Origin of the sequence: Nostoc sp. (assembly GCF_036917935.1) — a bacterium.
In the GTDB taxonomy this organism is placed as follows: domain Bacteria; phylum Cyanobacteriota; class Cyanobacteriia; order Cyanobacteriales; family Nostocaceae; genus Nostoc.
The window spans coordinates 38,526-56,155 of record NZ_JBALEL010000006.1; the positions used below are offsets into that span (position 1 = coordinate 38,526).

15 protein-coding genes are annotated in these 17,630 nt (G+C 42.9%); 5 read left to right on the top strand and 10 right to left on the bottom strand.

Going from position 1 to position 17,630, the window contains the following annotated elements:
* The first annotated feature begins 324 nt into the window (after nucleotides 1-324).
* The 3 genes from V7K62_RS03825 (at nucleotide 325) to V7K62_RS03835 (ending at nucleotide 4,522) form a co-directional block, all read left to right on the top strand.
* Nucleotides 325-2,163: a bifunctional serine/threonine-protein kinase/formylglycine-generating enzyme family protein gene (locus V7K62_RS03825; RefSeq protein WP_334861848.1), complete on the top strand. Its 1,839-nt coding sequence runs from the start codon at nucleotides 325-327 to the stop codon at nucleotides 2,161-2,163.
* 27 nt (nucleotides 2,164-2,190) lie between these two features.
* The gene (locus tag V7K62_RS03830; protein ID WP_334861851.1) at nucleotides 2,191-2,652 is read left to right on the top strand and encodes a hypothetical protein; all 462 of its coding nucleotides are present in this window, start codon (nucleotides 2,191-2,193) and stop codon (nucleotides 2,650-2,652) included.
* Nucleotides 2,653-3,847: 1,195 nt separating this feature from the next.
* Nucleotides 3,848-4,522 (top strand): hypothetical protein, encoded by a 675-nt coding sequence (locus tag V7K62_RS03835; RefSeq protein WP_334861853.1) that lies wholly within the window; start codon nucleotides 3,848-3,850, stop codon nucleotides 4,520-4,522.
* A gap of 172 nt (nucleotides 4,523-4,694) precedes the next feature.
* Here V7K62_RS03835 and hpxZ read toward each other — a convergent pair whose 3' ends face one another.
* The 8 genes from hpxZ to V7K62_RS03875 form a co-directional block, all read right to left on the bottom strand.
* Entirely contained in the window at nucleotides 4,695-5,081 is a 387-nt protein-coding gene (gene hpxZ / locus V7K62_RS03840) for an oxalurate catabolism protein HpxZ (RefSeq protein WP_334861855.1), read from the bottom strand.
* A 68-nt stretch (nucleotides 5,082-5,149) separates the two neighbouring features.
* Nucleotides 5,150-5,512, bottom strand: coding sequence for an MFS transporter (locus V7K62_RS03845; protein WP_334861857.1), 363 nt, complete (start codon nucleotides 5,510-5,512; stop codon nucleotides 5,150-5,152).
* 324 nt (nucleotides 5,513-5,836) lie between these two features.
* Nucleotides 5,837-6,613, bottom strand: a complete 777-nt coding sequence (locus V7K62_RS03850) for a sulfite exporter TauE/SafE family protein (protein WP_334861859.1) — start codon at nucleotides 6,611-6,613, stop codon at nucleotides 5,837-5,839.
* Nucleotides 6,613-7,272: an HAD hydrolase-like protein gene (locus tag V7K62_RS03855; protein WP_334861861.1), complete on the bottom strand. Its 660-nt coding sequence runs from the start codon at nucleotides 7,270-7,272 to the stop codon at nucleotides 6,613-6,615. The genes V7K62_RS03850 and V7K62_RS03855 overlap by 1 nt, the downstream gene beginning before the upstream one ends.
* Before the next feature lie 253 nt (nucleotides 7,273-7,525).
* Nucleotides 7,526-8,473, bottom strand: a complete 948-nt coding sequence (locus V7K62_RS03860; protein WP_334861863.1) for a zinc-binding dehydrogenase — start codon at nucleotides 8,471-8,473, stop codon at nucleotides 7,526-7,528.
* 992 nt (nucleotides 8,474-9,465) lie between these two features.
* Nucleotides 9,466-10,521 carry a magnesium-protoporphyrin IX monomethyl ester (oxidative) cyclase gene (gene acsF, locus V7K62_RS03865; protein WP_334861865.1) on the bottom strand — a complete coding sequence of 352 codons (1,056 nt, stop codon included), beginning with the start codon at nucleotides 10,519-10,521 and terminating at the stop codon, nucleotides 9,466-9,468.
* 281 nt (nucleotides 10,522-10,802) lie between these two features.
* Nucleotides 10,803-12,554 (bottom strand): ABC transporter ATP-binding protein, encoded by a 1,752-nt coding sequence (locus tag V7K62_RS03870; protein ID WP_334861867.1) that lies wholly within the window; start codon nucleotides 12,552-12,554, stop codon nucleotides 10,803-10,805.
* Between the two features lie 262 nt (nucleotides 12,555-12,816).
* Nucleotides 12,817-13,470 (bottom strand): hypothetical protein, encoded by a 654-nt coding sequence (locus V7K62_RS03875; protein WP_334861869.1) that lies wholly within the window; start codon nucleotides 13,468-13,470, stop codon nucleotides 12,817-12,819.
* 374 nt (nucleotides 13,471-13,844) lie between these two features.
* Between V7K62_RS03875 and galE the strand changes: the two genes are divergently transcribed.
* Nucleotides 13,845-14,843 carry a UDP-glucose 4-epimerase GalE gene (gene galE, locus V7K62_RS03880; RefSeq protein ID WP_334861871.1) on the top strand — a complete coding sequence of 333 codons (999 nt, stop codon included), beginning with the start codon at nucleotides 13,845-13,847 and terminating at the stop codon, nucleotides 14,841-14,843.
* A gap of 100 nt (nucleotides 14,844-14,943) precedes the next feature.
* Here the strand turns inward: galE and V7K62_RS03885 are convergent, their stop codons facing one another.
* A complete protein-coding gene (locus V7K62_RS03885) occupies nucleotides 14,944-15,645 on the bottom strand; it encodes a hypothetical protein (protein ID WP_334861873.1) in 702 nt (233 codons plus the stop codon).
* Complete coding sequence (locus V7K62_RS03890; RefSeq protein WP_334861875.1) at nucleotides 15,620-16,891, bottom strand: urease accessory protein UreH domain-containing protein; 1,272 nt, start codon at nucleotides 16,889-16,891, stop codon at nucleotides 15,620-15,622. The genes V7K62_RS03885 and V7K62_RS03890 overlap by 26 nt, the downstream gene beginning before the upstream one ends.
* Before the next feature lie 329 nt (nucleotides 16,892-17,220).
* Between V7K62_RS03890 and V7K62_RS03895 the strand changes: the two genes are divergently transcribed.
* Entirely contained in the window at nucleotides 17,221-17,577 is a 357-nt protein-coding gene (locus tag V7K62_RS03895) for a hypothetical protein (RefSeq protein ID WP_334861877.1), read from the top strand.
* The last annotated feature ends 53 nt before the right edge of the window (nucleotides 17,578-17,630 follow it).

A 17,630-nucleotide genomic window follows, 5' to 3' on the forward strand; every position in this document is an offset into this window, starting at 1 on the left:
ATTTCTAATTTGCAATAAAAGTTATCGGTAGGTGATTTGGTTATTCATGAACTTTTTTGGATAGTGAACAACAGCTATATTAAAATGCCGGGTGTGTTACGGCAAGCCTAACGCCCTAATATTATGGCAATAGGCCGTACTTTCTGCTAACACAACGTCATAGTATAGATAAGTAAATAAATATAATTTATTCATCCTTATGCCCTGGTGTAAAAGATAGTTTTAAGCACATAAATAAACTTCCGTGTTCGCTTCTCTACATAACTGTTTTCAATTAGATAATATTGGGGCTAACTTTGGAGAAGATGCTATTTCCCCGTCATTATGCAAATCTGCCAAAATCCCAATTGCTCAAATCCATTCAACTCTGATAGCAATAGATTTTGCGTGAGTTGCGGACAAAGCAACTTTGGCAAACTTCTCAGAAACCGTTACCGCGTATTAAGACTCTTAGGTGAAGGTGGATTTAGTAGAACTTATGCTACAGAAGATGTAGACAGACTAAACGCCCCTTGCGTCATCAAGCAATTTTTCCCGCAGTTTCAGGGAACAGGACAACGCACTAAAGCAGCAGAATTTTTCAAAGAAGAGGCTTTTCGGTTGTATGAACTGGGAGAAAATCATACCCAAATTCCCAGATTACTAGCTTATTTTGAACAAGGTAGTAGCTTGTATCTCGTACAAGAATTTATTCAAGGAAAAACTCTTTTACAAGAAGTTCAGCAACAAATCTATGGTGAACAACAAATTTGGTCACTTTTAGCTGATTTATTGCCAGTTCTGGAATTTATTCATACCCATAACGTTATTCATCGAGATATCAAACCAGAAAATATTATCCGCCGTGCAAGTGATGAAAAACCCGTCTTAATTGACTTTGGCGGTGCTAAACAGGTAACACAAACCAGTATAGGAAGACAAGCTACGGTAATTTATACCCTTGGCTATGCCCCAACTGAACAAATGGCTGGATTTGCATGTCACGGCAGTGATTTGTATGCTTTGGGTGTAACTTGCGTGCGTCTTTTAACTCAATGTTTGCCTTTGCAGGATGCTTCTGGACAGATTAATGATCCTATTTATGATGCCATGAATGCTAAATGGATGTGGCATGAACGGTTACAGAAAAAAGGTATTACTATCAGTGACGACTTAGGGAAAATTTTAGATAAATTACTCAAACATCTACCGAGTGAAAGATATCAAACAGCAGTAGAAGTCATCAACGATTTAAAGTTTGCCACATCGAACATTGAACCTGTTGCCCTAAAAATTGTTTCGATGTCTCAACCTATATTACCGCTGCCACCACAAAAAGTAATCCTACCATTACCCCCGTTAGAAACCTTTGAATTTGACGTAGTGACAGTAGACACAGGTGGTAGAGAAGTAAACCGCATGAACTGTAATGCAAACTTTTTTGCCGAAGAATTGAGTAAGTCTGTCACATTAGAAATGGTATCGATTCCTGGCGGTACTTATATGATGGGTTCACCAGAGTTTGAAGGAGATGCTGACGAACGTCCTCGACATCAAGTTACCGTCGAACCATTTTTTATGGGGAAATTTCCCGTAACTCAAGCACAGTGGAGAGTAGTCGCAGCTTTACCCAAAGTCAAGCAAGCTTTAAATCCCCATCCATCGAAATTTAAAGGTCTAGATAGACCAGTAGAAAATGTATCTTGGTATGAGGCTGTAGAATTCTGTCTCAGACTTTCAGAAAAAACTGGACGCGACTATCGTTTACCGAGTGAAGCTGAATGGGAATATGCTTGTCGGGCTGGAACTACAACCTCTTTCCACTTTGGCGAAACGATTACCCCTGAGTTAGTCAGCTGCACTATGGAACCAAAAAGCAAATTCCGTAAAGAAACAACAAACGTCGGTAGTTTTGAAGTCGCCAACGCCTTTGGATTGTATGATATGCACGGGTTAGTTTGGGAATGGTGTGCTGATTCGTGGCACAACAATTACAACGACGCACCCTTAGATGCAACAGTTTGGGAAGTTGGCGGTGATATACATCGCCGGGTACTACGCGGTGGTTCTTGGAGTTTCAGTGCAGAACTTTGTCGCAGCGCCAGTCGTAGCTGGAATGAGTCAGACGGTGGACTGAGGATTTGTGGCTTTAGAGTCGTATTTTCCGTAGAGGAGATTATTTAGTAATTTAATTCCGAGGCTGTATAAATTATGAACGACAGAATTGAGAAAGGTGACATAGTATTTATAAATAAAATTGGAAAGTATCACAAGCAAGTGGGTGAAGTCAGTGAGATTGATTACAATCTTTTCTTTGTCAAAATAGTCATAGTAAAGTTAGGTAATCAAGAAGCAAACTTTGAAGAAAAAGATTTACAATTACAAACTAAAAAGCCGAGCCTGCAAGAAATAATTGTATCAGTAGACAAAATTTTAGCACAAGTTACTCAGATTCCCCACTTGCCGACACAAGAGAAAGTAGAGTTACCCAACCGTCTGAAATATCTGAAATTAGATATTCCTAAACTAGATAAACAATTGATTCAAAAAAACTTCGACAGTATAGATAAAATACTCGCAGCAACAAGAGAAGTAGACTCTTCAGCAAGCTTTTGGCAGGAAATAGATCCTAATTTGGAGAAAATAAGCTGGTGGATTAGAACAAGTCTGTGAACTAAGAAGTAAGAGGATGTTTGAAAAGTATTTGGCTGTGATTTTAGGCACTTTTATCCCCCCTAACCCACGCCAGTCGCTCCACTTGGGGAGACCCCATCGCGCAGCGTCTCGTAGAGAAGACCGCACTGGCTCCCCTTAAAAAGGGGGGCAACCTCTCTCAAAGTCCCCCAATTTATCGGGGGATTTAGGGGGATCTAAAATGTTTTGATACCGACAAGAGGACTTTTCAAACAACCTCTAAATCGGCGAGAATAAATCAGCTTTCTCTGGTTCCCACCAAGAGTCTGGGAATGCCTATTGTCAGGCTATGCCTTCTGAATTTGCGGCAGAGTAGCATTCCAGCCAGAGTCTGGAAACGAGAATTTTCTCTCGTGTTTTGGCTGAAGTTGATACGCATGAGCATTGCTGTGCCTCTAGCAACGTATTTAAATCATTTTTGTATCATCATTAAACCGAAATTATATACAGCAGATTGCAACTTCTCTACGAGAGGCTACGCCAAGGTTAGGTACAGATAATCGTAGGGGCACAACATGTTCATTGGTGTCAACTTAAGGTGAAAGCCAGCCTATAACCAGCTTTTAGAGATTGTCTCGTTCCCTCGTTCCCAGTCTCTGACTGGGAATGCTGTCCTAGAGGCTCCGCCTCCCTTGCTGGCGGCAGAGCCGCCAGGAGCAGCATTTCCAGCCCAGAGGCTGGAAACGAGGTTTTAAAAGGGTTTTGGCTTAAGTTGACACCAATGCAACATGTTGTGCCCCTACCCGTGTACTTCATTTACCTGAAATACGCTGTAAGACACTACTGCAACTCTTAACCTAAACTTATAAATTAATTAAAGGTAAAACTTATCTTTGACCACTTCATAATTGTTAGATTGAAGGCTAAATAATTGGCATTGGATATAATTAAACGTAACTATATTTTTTTCATATTCTATCCTTAATGCCTTATACCTCATGCCCTACGGCTCATTTTGAGTAGCGATCTTTATTTGCACCCGCTTACTTAAATTTGTATTTGTAACTGTATGGCTTAAATTTTGTTATTAACTGGATCTTTACTTAATATTAACTTTGAAAAAGTTTTTTTTTAACTTCTGAGAGTAGCTTTTTAGCGATAAATTCTGATTTTATAGGTTAACAAATAACGTTTTATTCGATAAAATAAACTACGAAGATCATCAGAAGTATATATGCATTTTTCTCAGTTTGTAGGAATTCTTGGTTGTACCACAGCAGCTTTTATCTCAATAGCACCTATACAGGTAGAAGCTGCAACTTTTAAAGTGATATCTGGAGTCACCAGCATTGATCGTGACCACGAGGAGATTCTTAGTAGTATTGGGTTAAACTTGACAGGCAGTAATAATACAGTCGCACCAATTCCCAGCAATTATTTAGTTGGCTTCAACATCGACTCAGCCACCAACTTCACATTCAGTGACGAGGGCGGTTTTACTCCGCTCTCAGGTACAATCGAGCATACTGGTACTGTTACATTCAATGATAATATTAGTGTTGGCGACTTTTCAATTGGTTTTGCTCCAGGACGTACTGTCACAGGTGCCAGCGGACTTGTTTTAAGAGATACATTTTCTTTAAATACAATTTTGTTTGATTTGAGTACTCCGGGACTTGTGGCATTTGATGGCCAAAATTTAACCATCCCTGATGTGAAATTGTTGATTTCTCCAGAGTTTGCTGATATATTGCGCGATCCTGAATTGTCCGGTTTGTTTGCTGGAACTGCACGAATTGATGCTCAAGTTGCTGCCGTCCCTGAACCTGATAGTGTATTAGCAACTTTGGTAGCAGGTGCGGCTCTTTTGGCAACTAGATTTTATACTCAAAAAATCAAATGCACCTGATATTTTGAAGCATAACCAACCAAAAGTTCGCTCTACAACCCAATTATCAGGCAGTACAGTTCAGATAAGCCCTAAACCCTGATGTAGAGACGCGATTTATCGCGTCTTGAAAGACCAATTATTAAACTTCTAGGTTGCCATGTCTACTCCTTGATCAAAACTTCTCGTACCATCACACTGGCAATAACGAAACGTGCGCTGAAACCACCTTCCATCCTTCGGTAAACCGGTACCAAGTCTGGCTTTGTCGCCCGAAACGCTCTACACCATTGATAATCCGGCGAAATTCTAAAGTCAGTGTTGCGACATCTTTCCCAAAGGTTACAACCTTGAGATTCGAGATTTCTCGCTCTATTTTTGGGTTAGGTCGATTCTGGCGAAAGTTACGAACTTCATCGCCACCATAGAGGTTTTCTGTGATGCCAAACCGTACTACTTCGGGCGCATCCCAAAACAAGCTATCCATCACCTCCAAATTGTTATTAGAAAGGGCTTCTTCATACTTGAGGTACAAATCAGTTACTTCAGTTACAACAGTAGGGTCATTTATAGTAGTCATTATTGTTACCAATTTTTGATTTTATGGCTGATTATGCACTCTTTCAAATAGCCAGAGCTATTTTTCTTTTAAGCTCCTTCAGTACGTAGATTCAGACGAATCAGATCGCGGAAGGTGGAAATTTGCTGCATAAATAAAATTGAGCCTGTAATACAAATACTTGCACCAAAACCTTGTAGTACACCAATAATTGCAATGTACTGGATATTAATCGTACCGCTTAGGGCTAGCCACGTTAGAGCTAAAGACTGAAGCATCCCCAATATCTGGGCAACCAGCAAGATTTGATGACGATTCCAGCGATCGCCAATGATTCCACCTAGAGGAATCAATACAAGCGTGGGAATTTGGCTGGCAAAGCCCACTAGACCTAGTAACCAAGCGGAATCAGTGAGGCGATATACTAACCAACTAGTAGCCACTTGAGTCATTGACGGAATGGCACTAAGAAAAGCTATAAGCTTTGCCCTAACTGGTTAAGAGCCTGGAGGCTCTTAACCCATTCTCGGAGGCTCCGCCTCCAGTGGCTTGACCAGAGGCAGAGCCTCTTGGAATACATTCCCAGTCTGAAGACTGGGAACGAGGTGACACAAGCCTTTCGCCTTTTCTTAGTGCCATTCAGTCATTGACGTACCAATCAGAGAAATTGCCTGACCTGTGTAGTACAGGCGAAAATTTCTAGAACTAAAAGCACGCAGCATGACCTGTGATTTTTTTGATGCTTCCATATATCACCCCTGAGTAGTTCCCAGTTCTTAACCGTGAATAAAAAAGTAGGCAGTCATGCTAAAGGCAACAATCATGACAAATTTCCGAATTAAGTGCGGTTCAAGTTTACGAGCATAATGGGCGCTTAAGTAACCACCAAGAGAGCCACCGACTGCCATCAAAATAGCTTGGTGCCAAGCAATTACACCTGCAAAAATAAATGGAATAATCGCAATACCATTAATACAACTCCCTAAAAATGTTTTAAAAGCATTCATTTTGTGGATACTTTTGATACCTAAAAATGTCAGAGTTGCCAGCATTAAAATCCCTAAACCTGCGCCAAAGAAACCGCCATAGATTGCGATCGCAAGTTGAGCGAGTACCAAATTAAACCCCAGTACAGATTCCGGTGATGTATTCTGGTTTTGACGTTGCAACCACTTTTTGAACGGTTCGCCAAAGGTAAATACAACTGTTGCTAGCAGCAATAGATAGGGAATCAGCTTTTTAAAGACATCTGGCGATGTATACAACAAAGCTATGGAGCCAATCATGCCACCAACTAAACTGACACCACATAGAGCTAAAAAATCTCGCCGCTCGATGCCCAAATCTTGACGGTATGCTCCAGCACTGGCTAGGGAAGCCACCCAAATTGCAGTATTATTGGTGGCGTTAGCTGCGATCGGGGCGACACCCGTAAAGATGAGAGTTGGAAACGTGATAAAGCTTCCACCACCCGCTACAGCGTTTAATCCGCCTGCAATAAAAGCGGTACTAAACAACAGCAAGCTATGGATAAAGGTTAATGATGGCGGCATTATTTTGAGTTACTAATTATTAATCTAGAAATATCACTTGGAGAATGGGCAATCAAGTCAGCACCATGAGCTTTCAATTCCTCTTCAGTTCCATAGCCATAGGTAACACCAATTGAAGCGATGTGATGGCGCTTGGCTCCAATGATGTCATGTGAGCGATCGCCTACCATCACCACAGTAGAGGGTAAAAGTTTTTCTATTAATAAAATATGGTGAATTAAGTCGCCTTTTATGCTTCGACTTCCGTCAAGTTCACTACCATAAACACCATCAAAAAGCAACGATAAGCCAAAATATTCAATAACCTGCGTAGCATAAATATATGGTTTAGAAGTCGCAACAAAAGTTTTATAACCAGCAAAACGAATAGTTTTTAGGATTTCTGGAATCTGGGGATAAAGGAAGTTTTCAAATAATCCAATGGTGGCAAAGCGACGACGATACAGTGAAATGGCCTGTTCAATTACTGCGTCATCTAAGGTCTTGAGTAACTGCGAAAAGCTGTCTTTCAGTGGTGGGCCAATACACCAATGTAATTCATCAGCATCCGGTGGTTTGTAACCGAGTTCAGATAGAGCATATTGAATGCAGCCAGTGATACCAAGTTTAGGATCTGTCAAAGTCCCGTCTAAATCAAAAAGGATAGCGGAGTAAGGCATATCTTACTATTAATTCGTAGTTCGTAATTCGTAATTAAGAAAGTCAATTTTAATCGGGGTTTATAGGTCTATATCTCTAGCTTTATTTGGGATAATTGGTATTAGATAAAGCGCTGTCCAACGGATAAACAAAGGATGGATAACGTGGATGTGATGTCCCTTTTGGGCGATCTATCTTGACATTACTAATGGCTACAAGCTGATCTAGTTTGAACCAGAAGTCAGTACTATCCCTCATACCATCTGCTATTGCTCAATTTGAAATATGCAACACAGCTTTGCCCGGAAAACGCCTATCGAGTAGTTGTTGGGCTACATCAGCTATTTCTGTCCAAGAAGCTTCTAAATCAATGTGAGGATGTAACTCACCTGCTTCTACTAAACTCAAAAGCCGTTTTAGACCGACTGATGCTGATTCAAATCTCAATTCATCAAACAGACGTAAACCATACAAGCTCACGCTACCAGTCCCAAAAAATTGAGCCGCGTTGAATGTCACTTCAGATCCCCCAGATACTCCATACAGCACAGTTTTCCCATCCTGTGCGAGTAAGCCAAGGGCTACCCCCAAAGTCTTGCCACCTACTGACTCTACAATCAGATCATAGGGGCCGTAATCGCTGGCGGGTGAAAGGTCTTCGCCAATCACCACCGATTGCGCCCCTGCTTTTCTAACTAGAGTTTCATAGCCAGCTTGACGAATATGTGCCACAACTTGCGCTCCTGACAGTTGCGCCAATTGGATAGCGAAGTAACCAACGCCTCCTGATGCGCCTGTAACCAGAACTTTCCGACCCAAAAGTGAACCACCTTTTAATAGTGCATGGTATGCAGTTAAACCCGCTACAGGCAGTGTGGCAGCTTGAGCAAAAGATACTGATGACGGCACTACTGCTAAAGCGTTAGTAGGAACAGACACGAGTTCTGCCCAAGCACCGGCGCGGCGCAAGCCAACTACACGCGCCCCTTCGGGAGGCCCCGAACCATCGGCGGCGGGGATTTCCACTACACCTGCTAAGTCCCAACCAGGCTGCCAACCAGCCTCAGCAGTGGTTGAACGTTTTATCTCTCCCCGATTCAGGGAAATTGCCGCTACCCGTACTAGAGATTCATCTGGGGCAGGCTTTGGTGCAATCACTTCACTCAGTGCCAAACGCCCTGGCACATTGGGATCAACAATCACAGCACGTATTTTGCTCATAAGGTTGCCCTAGCTTAGAGATTAATTTCTAGTTCGTTAGTTCGCAATGTACTACCTGCAATAAATAAGCTCGATAGATTAGCTATTTATTCTTAACTCCAAATCCCTGCAACTAGGTTAACAAAATTCCAAAAACAACGGTATCTTGATAGATTTACAGTATTTTGGTGTTCGTAAAAAGAAAATTATCACAGACAGCCAGAATAATCAAGCACCTTGTGAAAATATTTGTTTCAATTATTGCTGCATTGTAAGCTAGTCGCGTCAACCTCCTACCTTACTCTATGACCAGCCTTCTGGCGGGCATCTATGGATTTTGCTATCCAGTATGGGAAAATTCAAAATTAATAACTTTTATATCTTTTATCTGATAAAAATCAAGCGTTATTTCTGGATAAGTATTTTAACCATCACTGCATTATTAGTGGTTCTCAGTTGAGTGAGATACAAGAACCCCTCCCCCCTCTTCGAGAGGGGGCTATGACGTACCTTGTATGATTAGGAAAGGCTATATTAGTGGCTAATATACTAGTAAAAAGTCAGCAAGATACGTCATCAAATGTCCTATTTAAAACATATGAAATTAGCACTTTGGCAGTAAAAACTTTGGCCGATTTACCTCAGACACAGCTAGGTAAAACCAACTTCAATCAAGCATGTCTGCGGGAGGCAAACCTGAGTTATATCATGTCCGCATAATTAGTTATGATTCCCACAGTCAATTGCACCCCACACGCCAGTCGCTCATGGGGGAAACCCCCATCGCGCAGCGTCTCGTAGAGAAGACCGCGCTGGCTCCCCTTAATCCCCTCCCCGATGCTTTGGGGAGGGGTTGGGGTGTTAGGGACTTTTGCAAGAGGTCTAATCATTCAGCCACCCAAAAACTCAAGAATAGACATCTGGTGAAATTAATTATGCGTTATTTAGAACCCTTGTAGAGATGTAGCAGTGCTACATCTCTACATTATTTTTCATCAGCAGATGTCTAATAGCTAACGAACCGTTCCCCGCACGGCTTCAGTATCAATTGGTTTGATCAGGTAAACTAACAGCAGATTCCAAACAATTGCTGCAATCAAAGGTAGTTTGCGAATTAGCTTCACCAATTTCGGATTATAACTGCCCTCAATTTCTGCAATTTTCAAGTTGTAACCTGCACAGCGTTGCAGACGTGGGAAAAACTTAGGATGTTCGGTATTCAGCATCACAGGAAAAGCCCGTCCTGCGGTTTCATTGGTGTTGCGGACAACTTGGAGATCGAATTCTGTGGCATCAAGTCCTAGTGATTTGTAGAACCCGGAACGTTCATGAACTGTCAGGGTGTGGGTAGCAAATACTGATAGCAAGAAAAAGCGACTCCACAGCCTAGATTTCCAGTTGTTCCAGAGTTGCGGTTGAGAACGTAAAAGCGCCTTAAATATATCTCCGTGGCGGTTTTCATCCTGACACCAACTCTCAAAGTAGCGGAAGATGGGGTAAAACTGGTTTTCCGGGTGCTTTTCTAGATGCCTGAAAATAATAATGTAACGCCAGTAACCGATTTTTTCTGAGAGGTAAACGGTGTAAAGTACCCATTCAATCGGGAAAAATGTATAAGTGCGGGTTTTGGTAACAGTGCCTAAATCAAGGGAGAGTTTAAAATCAGCCATTGCTTTGTTGAGAAATCCAGCATGGCGGGCTTCATCACGCGCCATCAGTTGAAATATTTCCGCTAGCACTGGACTGCGATTTTTCAGCTTGCGGGATAATTCCTTGAATAGCAAGAAGCCGGAAAACTCAGAAATGCAAGAGCGTTCCAAATACTCTATAAACGCCTGTCTTGCTTCACCAGCAATGTGTTCCCAAGACTGCTCAAACGCTTCATCGCGAACAAAATGGTGGCGGTTGTAGTCTGTCCGCATTTCTGTCAACATCGCCTGCAACTCCGTTTCCTGGGCAGACAAATCCAGGTTGGCTGCGGTTTCAAAATCTGTAGTGTAAAACCGGGGGGTGAGTACAGTTTCTTTGCTGGGGGTTTTGATTTCTGGCTTGGGTAGGGTGTTAACCATGAGTAATGAGGCGATCGAATCAATAGTTCTATAACTATAAAGTTATGACAAATGCAATTATTTTGCTAGACCTATTTACAATCCTTCAGTAAAGTCGGAAATAAGCGATTTCCAATAAATAAATTATCCATCTTGTGGGGTGGACAGCGTTCGACTGAGCGCTCACGCCGAAGTCTTGCCCGCCCTGAATATGGGATGGGTGGAGCGGGTCGCACCGTTGGACAGTTACACAGGGGCAGAGATACTCCTAACTATTTATCCTATCTAAATTCCTGCCCCCTTCACCGCAGTAATTCCTCAACTTGATGTTGACTCCACAAAGTTCTGTATAAACCCTGTTGTTGTAAAAGTTCTAAGTGATTTCCGATCTGAATAATTTTTCCCTTTTCCATCACAAAAATTCGGTCAGCACCCGCCGCCGCTGATAATTGGTGCGTAATAAAAATTACTGTTTTACGTTCAGTACCACCGGAGAGATTTTTGAGGATTTGCGTAGCTGTTTGATTATCCACACTAGAGAGAGCATCATCCAAAATTAACACTGGAGCATTGACCAACATTGCTCGAGCCAAAGCAGTACGTTGCCGTTGACCGCCAGAAAGATTAATACCGCGTTCACCAACAATAGTTTCATATTGCTGGGGAAAATTGTGAATTTCTGATTCAATTTGGGCAAGTTTAGCAACAGATTCTACCTGCTGTTGTTCGCTAAGTGGATCGCCGTAGCGAATATTATTTTTGATTGTAGTGCTAAATAGAAAGCTATCTTGAGGAACGTAGGCGATCGCACCTCGTAAATCTGTCAAAGCGATCTTAGTAATATCTAGCCCATCTAAAAACAATTGTCCTGGTTCAATATCCAACAAGCGTGGTAAAGCATTGGCCAAAGTAGATTTACCCGAACCAATTGCCCCAACAATCGCTACAGTTTCTCCAGAAGCAATGGTAAAGTTAATATTTGCTAAAGCTGGAGTAGTGGAACCAGGATAATTGTAGGTGAGATTTTTAGCTGTCAGTTCGCCTTTAAGTTCAGCCACTGGTAGATGTATGGCATCGGCTGCATCTTTAATTTTTGGTGTAACAGAGAGAATAGATTCAAGCCTATCGATACTAACTTCACCGCGTTGGTAGGCAGTAATTGTGAATCCTAAAAGGGCAGTGGGGAAAACTAGACGCTCTACATAAATTAACAGTGCTAAAAAATCGCCAACCTGAAGTGTCCCAGAAGACATCCGTGCCGACCCTAGCCAGATGATTACCAGTGAACTGATATTAGCTAGCCCGCCAATTAGCGGAAACAGTGTATTGCGGATTTTTGCCAATTCCAGGTTAGCAGTCAATAGCTGGTGATTTTTCTTGGCAAAAGCTCGACGCTCGTTTGCTTCTTGGGCATAGATTTTAATTAAGGCAATACCACTGATATCCTCCTGGATGAGTTCGCTGATGTCAGAGAGTTGCTCTTGGACTTTTGCTTGTTGTTTGCGTAAGCGATCGCTAAACAGACTCACCAACAACAGCATAAAAGGGTACACTGCCAGAGCGGCTAGTGTGAGATCCACACTAATCGCCAGCATTACTGGCAGTGTCAGGGCGTAGGCAAACACCGTATTTGCCAAACTCAAGACCGCAAAACCCAATAACCGCTTGATATTGTCCACATCACTAGTAGCCCGACTAATCAAATCGCCAGCAGTATTACTGGCAAAATAAGCAGGCTCCAGCTTCAGTAAGTGTTCAAAAATCCGTTGTTTCAGGTCAAATTCCACCTGACGCCCCACCCCAAATAGCCAAATGCGTGATGCCATCCGCATTAGCCACATCGCCGAACTAAGCAAGACGATGATTACTACGTAATGTACTATTTGGTTCCAGCTGAAGGTTGTCGAGAGTTTGTCAACACCAGCACGAATCAACCAAGGGATATAAACGCCCAGTGCATTGACAGACAACAAAGCAAGAATGCCTAAGGAGGCCTCCCGCCAATGGGGTCGTAGGTAAGCACTGAGTTTAGCAATTCGTCGAGATTTTGCCATTAAAGCAATTTTGCAACTTTATCATCGTAGATTAACTGCTAGTCCAAGAAGGCAGCTATGAAAAGGGAATATGGCTTGTGAAATAAAAAAGGGGAATGGGGAAAGGGAAGGGTAAAAACCGTACTTCGTCCCGCGACACTAACGCCCGAAGTTAAGCGAAATAATCCTTATGTGATGTCTAAGGTAAAATTAGATACAGCTATGCTGTCCGACCTAATTCAACCCTTTACCCTTTACCCTTTACCCCTCTTGTTTGTTTTTATTACCGCTGAACACGCAAGAACCTGTAAACTTCAACGAGATAACTTTCCCAAGTTCTTGTTGTCAATTGCAACGTTTGTGCATCCGGTACAAAGTCTTCAAGCCGTAAACCGCGTGTGCGAATATCTTGAGGATTTCCTTGTAATAAATAGGGAGGCACTCTCAAATTATAAGAAAGAATCCGATCGCCCGTCATATCTGAGATGTTCGCTGTGGTGGTTTGTTGTCCTAATGCCACCAGTGTCCCAGATGTTCGTACAGCACTTGCCACAGATGTTTCACCTGTCATTGCTAGAGGTGCTCGATAAAGGAAATAGGCGACTGCTGGTGTACTTGCTAAGAGCAAAATCGTCAGTGCCCAACCGATCAAGTATCCTCCTGGTTTCTCTATCCCACCTCCTTTGATTTTCTGAGCGGCAATAATCATCAGTAAAACAGAGGCTCCTAGAGGCTTGAGTGGAAAAGATAGCATCCTCCACAACGACGCCACAGCAGGTTCATTGGGGTTAAGAAATGATAGGGCTACGATTACCAAGATAACGACTAAGATTAATCGCCCGACAAAACTTCCAGAGGGATAAAATCGCTGGAACAGAGAATAAACGATAGTGCCAATCAGCAGCCACAGCAGTACCCGGCTTAACAATAGAAACATAGACTAACTCTCAAATTTTCTGGTGCAGTGAGCCAGTGTGGTGGTAAGGCAGTCCTTTCTGGGGGAAACCTCAGAAAGGACTGCCTTACATGGTTTCCCTGCATAAAACAACTGGCGACTTCTTACTGATAGCGACGCCAGAAGCGTCACCCGTAAGGTCAGTCCAGAGGTTTCGGGAAATGGATTTATTTTATTGTCAAATTGTAATCGCACTGTTTGACTCAAAATACCTTAAACCTCACACCCAAAGACTACCGTCGTAGTGATTTTAGTGCAATTTTTTGACACTGCGTCTATTATTTATAATTTTCCAGAAGAGTAATATGGTACCGATAAACTAAATTAATTGAGTAATCCACTTAAAAGGAAAAACTATGTCGCCTGGAAAGCCTACAATTTTGGTAACGGGGGGAGCTGGATATATTGGTTCTCATACGGTGCTTGCTTTGAAGCAAGCGGGTTACAACGTTGTCATCCTTGATAATTTGGTTTATGGGCATCGCGATCTAGTAGAAAGGGTTTTACAGGTTGAACTAATAGTAGGGGACACAGGCGATCGCGCCTTACTCGATCACCTATTTAAAACCCACGATATTGCCGCTGTCATGCACTTTTCTGCTTATGCCTACGTAGGAGAGTCGGTGACTGATCCGGCCAAATATTACCGCAATAATGTCGTTGGTACTTTGACCTTGTTAGAAGCGATGCTGACGGCATCTGTAAAGAAATTTGTCTTTTCTTCTACCTGTGCTACTTACGGGATACCGGAATTCGTGCCCATTCCAGAAACTCATCCCCAAAATCCGATTAATCCCTATGGCGCGACAAAGCTAATGGTAGAGCGGATTATCTCTGATTTTAATGTTGCTTACGGTTTGCAATCAGTGCGTTTCCGCTATTTCAATGCTGCTGGTGCTAATCCCAATGGCTTACTGGGTGAGGATCACAACCCCGAAACCCATTTGATTCCCTTGGTGCTAATGACAGCTTTAGGCAAACGAGAATCTATCTCAATTTTCGGCACCGATTACCCCACGCCCGATGGTACTTGTATTCGCGATTATATTCATGTTAATGACTTAGCAGATGCCCATATTTTGGGATTGGAATATTTATTAAAAGGTGGCGATAGCGAAGTTTTTAATTTAGGTAATGGCAGCGGCTTCTCCGTCAGAGAAGTAATTGCAGCTGCCGAAGAGGTGACAGGAATTAGCATACCAGTAGAAGAGCGCGATCGCCGCCCTGGCGATCCTCCAATTCTCATTGGCACCAGCGAGAAAGTCAGAACAATCTTAGGCTGGCAACCTCAGTATCCATCCATCCAAGATATCGTCGCTCATGCGTGGCAGTGGCATCAAAAGCGACATAAGTAAGGGCATTGGGCATTGGGCATTGGGCATTGGGCATTGGGCATTGGGCATTACTTATTCTTTCTCCCCCTGCCCCCTGCTCCCCTGCCCCTCAGCTTCTTCCCTACTCCCCACCCCTCCTCATACTTTGCAGTACGACAACTAAGATGCCAATAAATCCGAGAATGGGGAGTGCGATCGCCCAAGTTGGTAATTGTTGAGATTGACCCTCTACTAAATCCCCATTGACATCTCGCAGGTTTCGTGTATTCTGTGTAGATCCGCCTCCTGCCACAGTCACTTCAAATTTGAACTCAAAGGGTTTGAATCTTGCCCCAGAGACAGGTTTACCATTTAGTTGCAACTCATAAATACCTGGCTTGGGAAAGATAACTTCTGCACCTGGGATGCCTTGATAGCGTTCAGCTGCCACAGGTTGTAACTGTGGTTCTAACAGCGGTGGCTCTCCAACGGCATAAGGTTCGGCATAAACAGCCAACTGACAATTACACTGTGACAACGGAATCACCTTTCCACCTCTGCGGGTAAGTGCAAACCAGGCTTGGCTTGCTTCTCCAGCACGGGGATTATCATTTGGTTCAATGTGGAGGGTGCCGCCAACATCTGAGGCTACTTCTACCTTATGAGCAAAAGCAGGGTAAAGATTAGTTATTGATATAACTAAGCAACTCAGGAATAATAAATACTTTATTGTTCCTTGATTCTTCCAGAAAATACCTTTGAGGGGGTAACGCCTCTGTTTTTGACTCGTTAGAATAGAGCCAGAAAATAAGGGTGATTTACCGCGATTTGGTTGGGGGAACATAAAACTTTTCTACGGCTAACTTTGACCAAAAAAAGCGCGATCGCACTAGCAAGACACTGAGAGTAACAATTACCATCAGTACTGCCGCTAATTTATTTCCCCAAGTTGATTGCAAGGAACCCAGGTAATGGGAACCAATCAACACAGTATGAATGGCGCTCAAGAGCAAGGCTGGCACACCCAATAGATGAATCTGTCGCCAACGCTTGCCCAAAGATTTTTGCAACGATTCCCAACTCGTAAAAGCGGCGGGGGACATTAATACCAATGCTACAGCACCCGCAGCCATACCCCACTGAAATTCTGGCGGCAGAAAAGAAAAGGCAGCAAAATTCCATTGCAATGAGTGTTCTATCATGTGGAAGGTGTGAACCACAGAAAGCACAAAAGATCCCACTCCCAAGCCCCGACGGTAACGCAGTGGTGAAGCCCACAAGCCACTAATCGGACGCGCAATTAACGCCAAAATTAAGCAGATTAAGGCGGCGTGTCCGGTATAATCTACCATTGTGTCACCAGTTCGCAGCAAGGTGATGACGCCAATGGTGAGTGTTACCCAACCACCTAAGCGAAACAACTGACTGCGTTTGTCTTTACTTACCAACGATGTGGAAACGCCTACACCTAGCATCGTGGGCAAGGTTCCCAAGCCAAAAGCCAGCATAGTAGCTGTACCCATCCATAAATTGCCAGTTTCAGCAGCTTTAATTTGGGCAGCATACAGGAAACCACAGGGCATTAAACCCCAAGTCATCCCCAAAAGCATTGGTGTCCACCATTTGGTTTTGAAGGAAAGCTTAACCATTCCGGTACTGAGGCGATCGTGTAAACTACCTTGCAATAATGGGTGTAACACGGGAATGCGCGGCAGTAAATCGGGTTTTACTTGTCCTAAGCCAAACCAAATCAGCATTACACCAGTCACAATTGCCATCCAGCGCCGGAAGTCGCTGCCAACACCCGCTAGCTGTCCACCTTGCAGCAATACCGAACCTAGCGCCCCAATGCCAGCACCGACTAGAGCATAGCTCAACATCCGCCCCAAATTTAGCAGGATATGAAATTTTAATTGCTGTTGCCAAGTGTCGGACTTTTCTAAGGTTGATGTCCGTCCCAAGGAGACTGTTTGTGGGCTTTTCGGCTGATGAGACAGAGAAAATGCCACTGTTAGAGGGCCACACATCCCAAAGCAGTGTCCAAAACTCCCCAGGAACCCCAGGATTGCGATCAGCAACAAATCTACCATAAAAAAAGTCCTGAGTTCTGAGTCATGAGTCCTGAGTGTCAGAATAAAGATTTTGAAGAAGTAATTAAGAAATTCTTTTCTCTTCTTCTTTGCTCAGTACTCAACACTCCTCTAGTGGGGCACTGTACGTGAAGTTGCGATCGCTGTCAAAAGACAAAGCGTCAAACTTGATATTTTCTCTAATAAAGAAAGCCTGGGTGTAAAACTCAATACACACAAGCTTCTGAGAGCCACTGCTGCCCATCCTTCTGGCGCGGATCAGGCTTTTTTGCTTTTTGCATATACGATACATTTTTCTTAACAGAAAAAAACGCGGGATTGAAACTCGTATGCAGTTAGGGATTCGTATTACTAATAATACGCCCACAGTAGTCCGCTTTAGCTTTTTTGTTACTATAATTCCCCAACTTGTAAAAGCTAACAATCAAGTATGTTTGCAGAGATATTTCTCCAGAACCATCACCAAAAGACCGTTATTATCTGATTTTCCACTCATTCTGCCAGGAGAAAATATTACCTTCTTTCCATACACCTTATTTTTTTGGTGCAAGCGGAACCAGTTTACTCTTAAGATTGATGCCGGAGATGGGGGTTATTGTATTTTTAAAGCTCTTAAAGTGGGTGTCTATCAAATTCGGCTTACCTATAATAACAAAGAAGCAATAGCAGAGATATATGACCGATAAACTATGAATACTAACTTAATATAGGAATCATATTTGATTTCTGAAAAAATCTC

What these genes read in the sequence shown, in the direction of transcription:
- V7K62_RS03825 (WP_334861848.1), top strand. Translation starts at nt 325, where the DNA reads ATGCAAATCTGCCAAAATCCCAATTGCTCAAATCCATTCAACTCTGAT.
- V7K62_RS03830 (WP_334861851.1), top strand. Translation starts at nt 2,191, where the DNA reads ATGAACGACAGAATTGAGAAAGGTGACATAGTATTTATAAATAAAATT.
- V7K62_RS03835 (WP_334861853.1), top strand. Translation starts at nt 3,848, where the DNA reads ATGCATTTTTCTCAGTTTGTAGGAATTCTTGGTTGTACCACAGCAGCT.
- hpxZ (WP_334861855.1), bottom strand. Translation starts at nt 5,081, where the DNA reads ATGACTACTATAAATGACCCTACTGTTGTAACTGAAGTAACTGATTTG.
- V7K62_RS03845 (WP_334861857.1), bottom strand. Translation starts at nt 5,512, where the DNA reads ATGACTCAAGTGGCTACTAGTTGGTTAGTATATCGCCTCACTGATTCC.
- V7K62_RS03850 (WP_334861859.1), bottom strand. Translation starts at nt 6,613, where the DNA reads ATGCCGCCATCATTAACCTTTATCCATAGCTTGCTGTTGTTTAGTACC.
- V7K62_RS03855 (WP_334861861.1), bottom strand. Translation starts at nt 7,272, where the DNA reads ATGCCTTACTCCGCTATCCTTTTTGATTTAGACGGGACTTTGACAGAT.
- V7K62_RS03860 (WP_334861863.1), bottom strand. Translation starts at nt 8,473, where the DNA reads ATGAGCAAAATACGTGCTGTGATTGTTGATCCCAATGTGCCAGGGCGT.
- acsF (WP_334861865.1), bottom strand. Translation starts at nt 10,521, where the DNA reads ATGGTTAACACCCTACCCAAGCCAGAAATCAAAACCCCCAGCAAAGAA.
- V7K62_RS03870 (WP_334861867.1), bottom strand. Translation starts at nt 12,554, where the DNA reads ATGGCAAAATCTCGACGAATTGCTAAACTCAGTGCTTACCTACGACCC.
- V7K62_RS03875 (WP_334861869.1), bottom strand. Translation starts at nt 13,470, where the DNA reads ATGTTTCTATTGTTAAGCCGGGTACTGCTGTGGCTGCTGATTGGCACT.
- galE (WP_334861871.1), top strand. Translation starts at nt 13,845, where the DNA reads ATGTCGCCTGGAAAGCCTACAATTTTGGTAACGGGGGGAGCTGGATAT.
- V7K62_RS03885 (WP_334861873.1), bottom strand. Translation starts at nt 15,645, where the DNA reads ATGTTCCCCCAACCAAATCGCGGTAAATCACCCTTATTTTCTGGCTCT.
- V7K62_RS03890 (WP_334861875.1), bottom strand. Translation starts at nt 16,891, where the DNA reads ATGGTAGATTTGTTGCTGATCGCAATCCTGGGGTTCCTGGGGAGTTTT.
- V7K62_RS03895 (WP_334861877.1), top strand. Translation starts at nt 17,221, where the DNA reads ATGCAGTTAGGGATTCGTATTACTAATAATACGCCCACAGTAGTCCGC.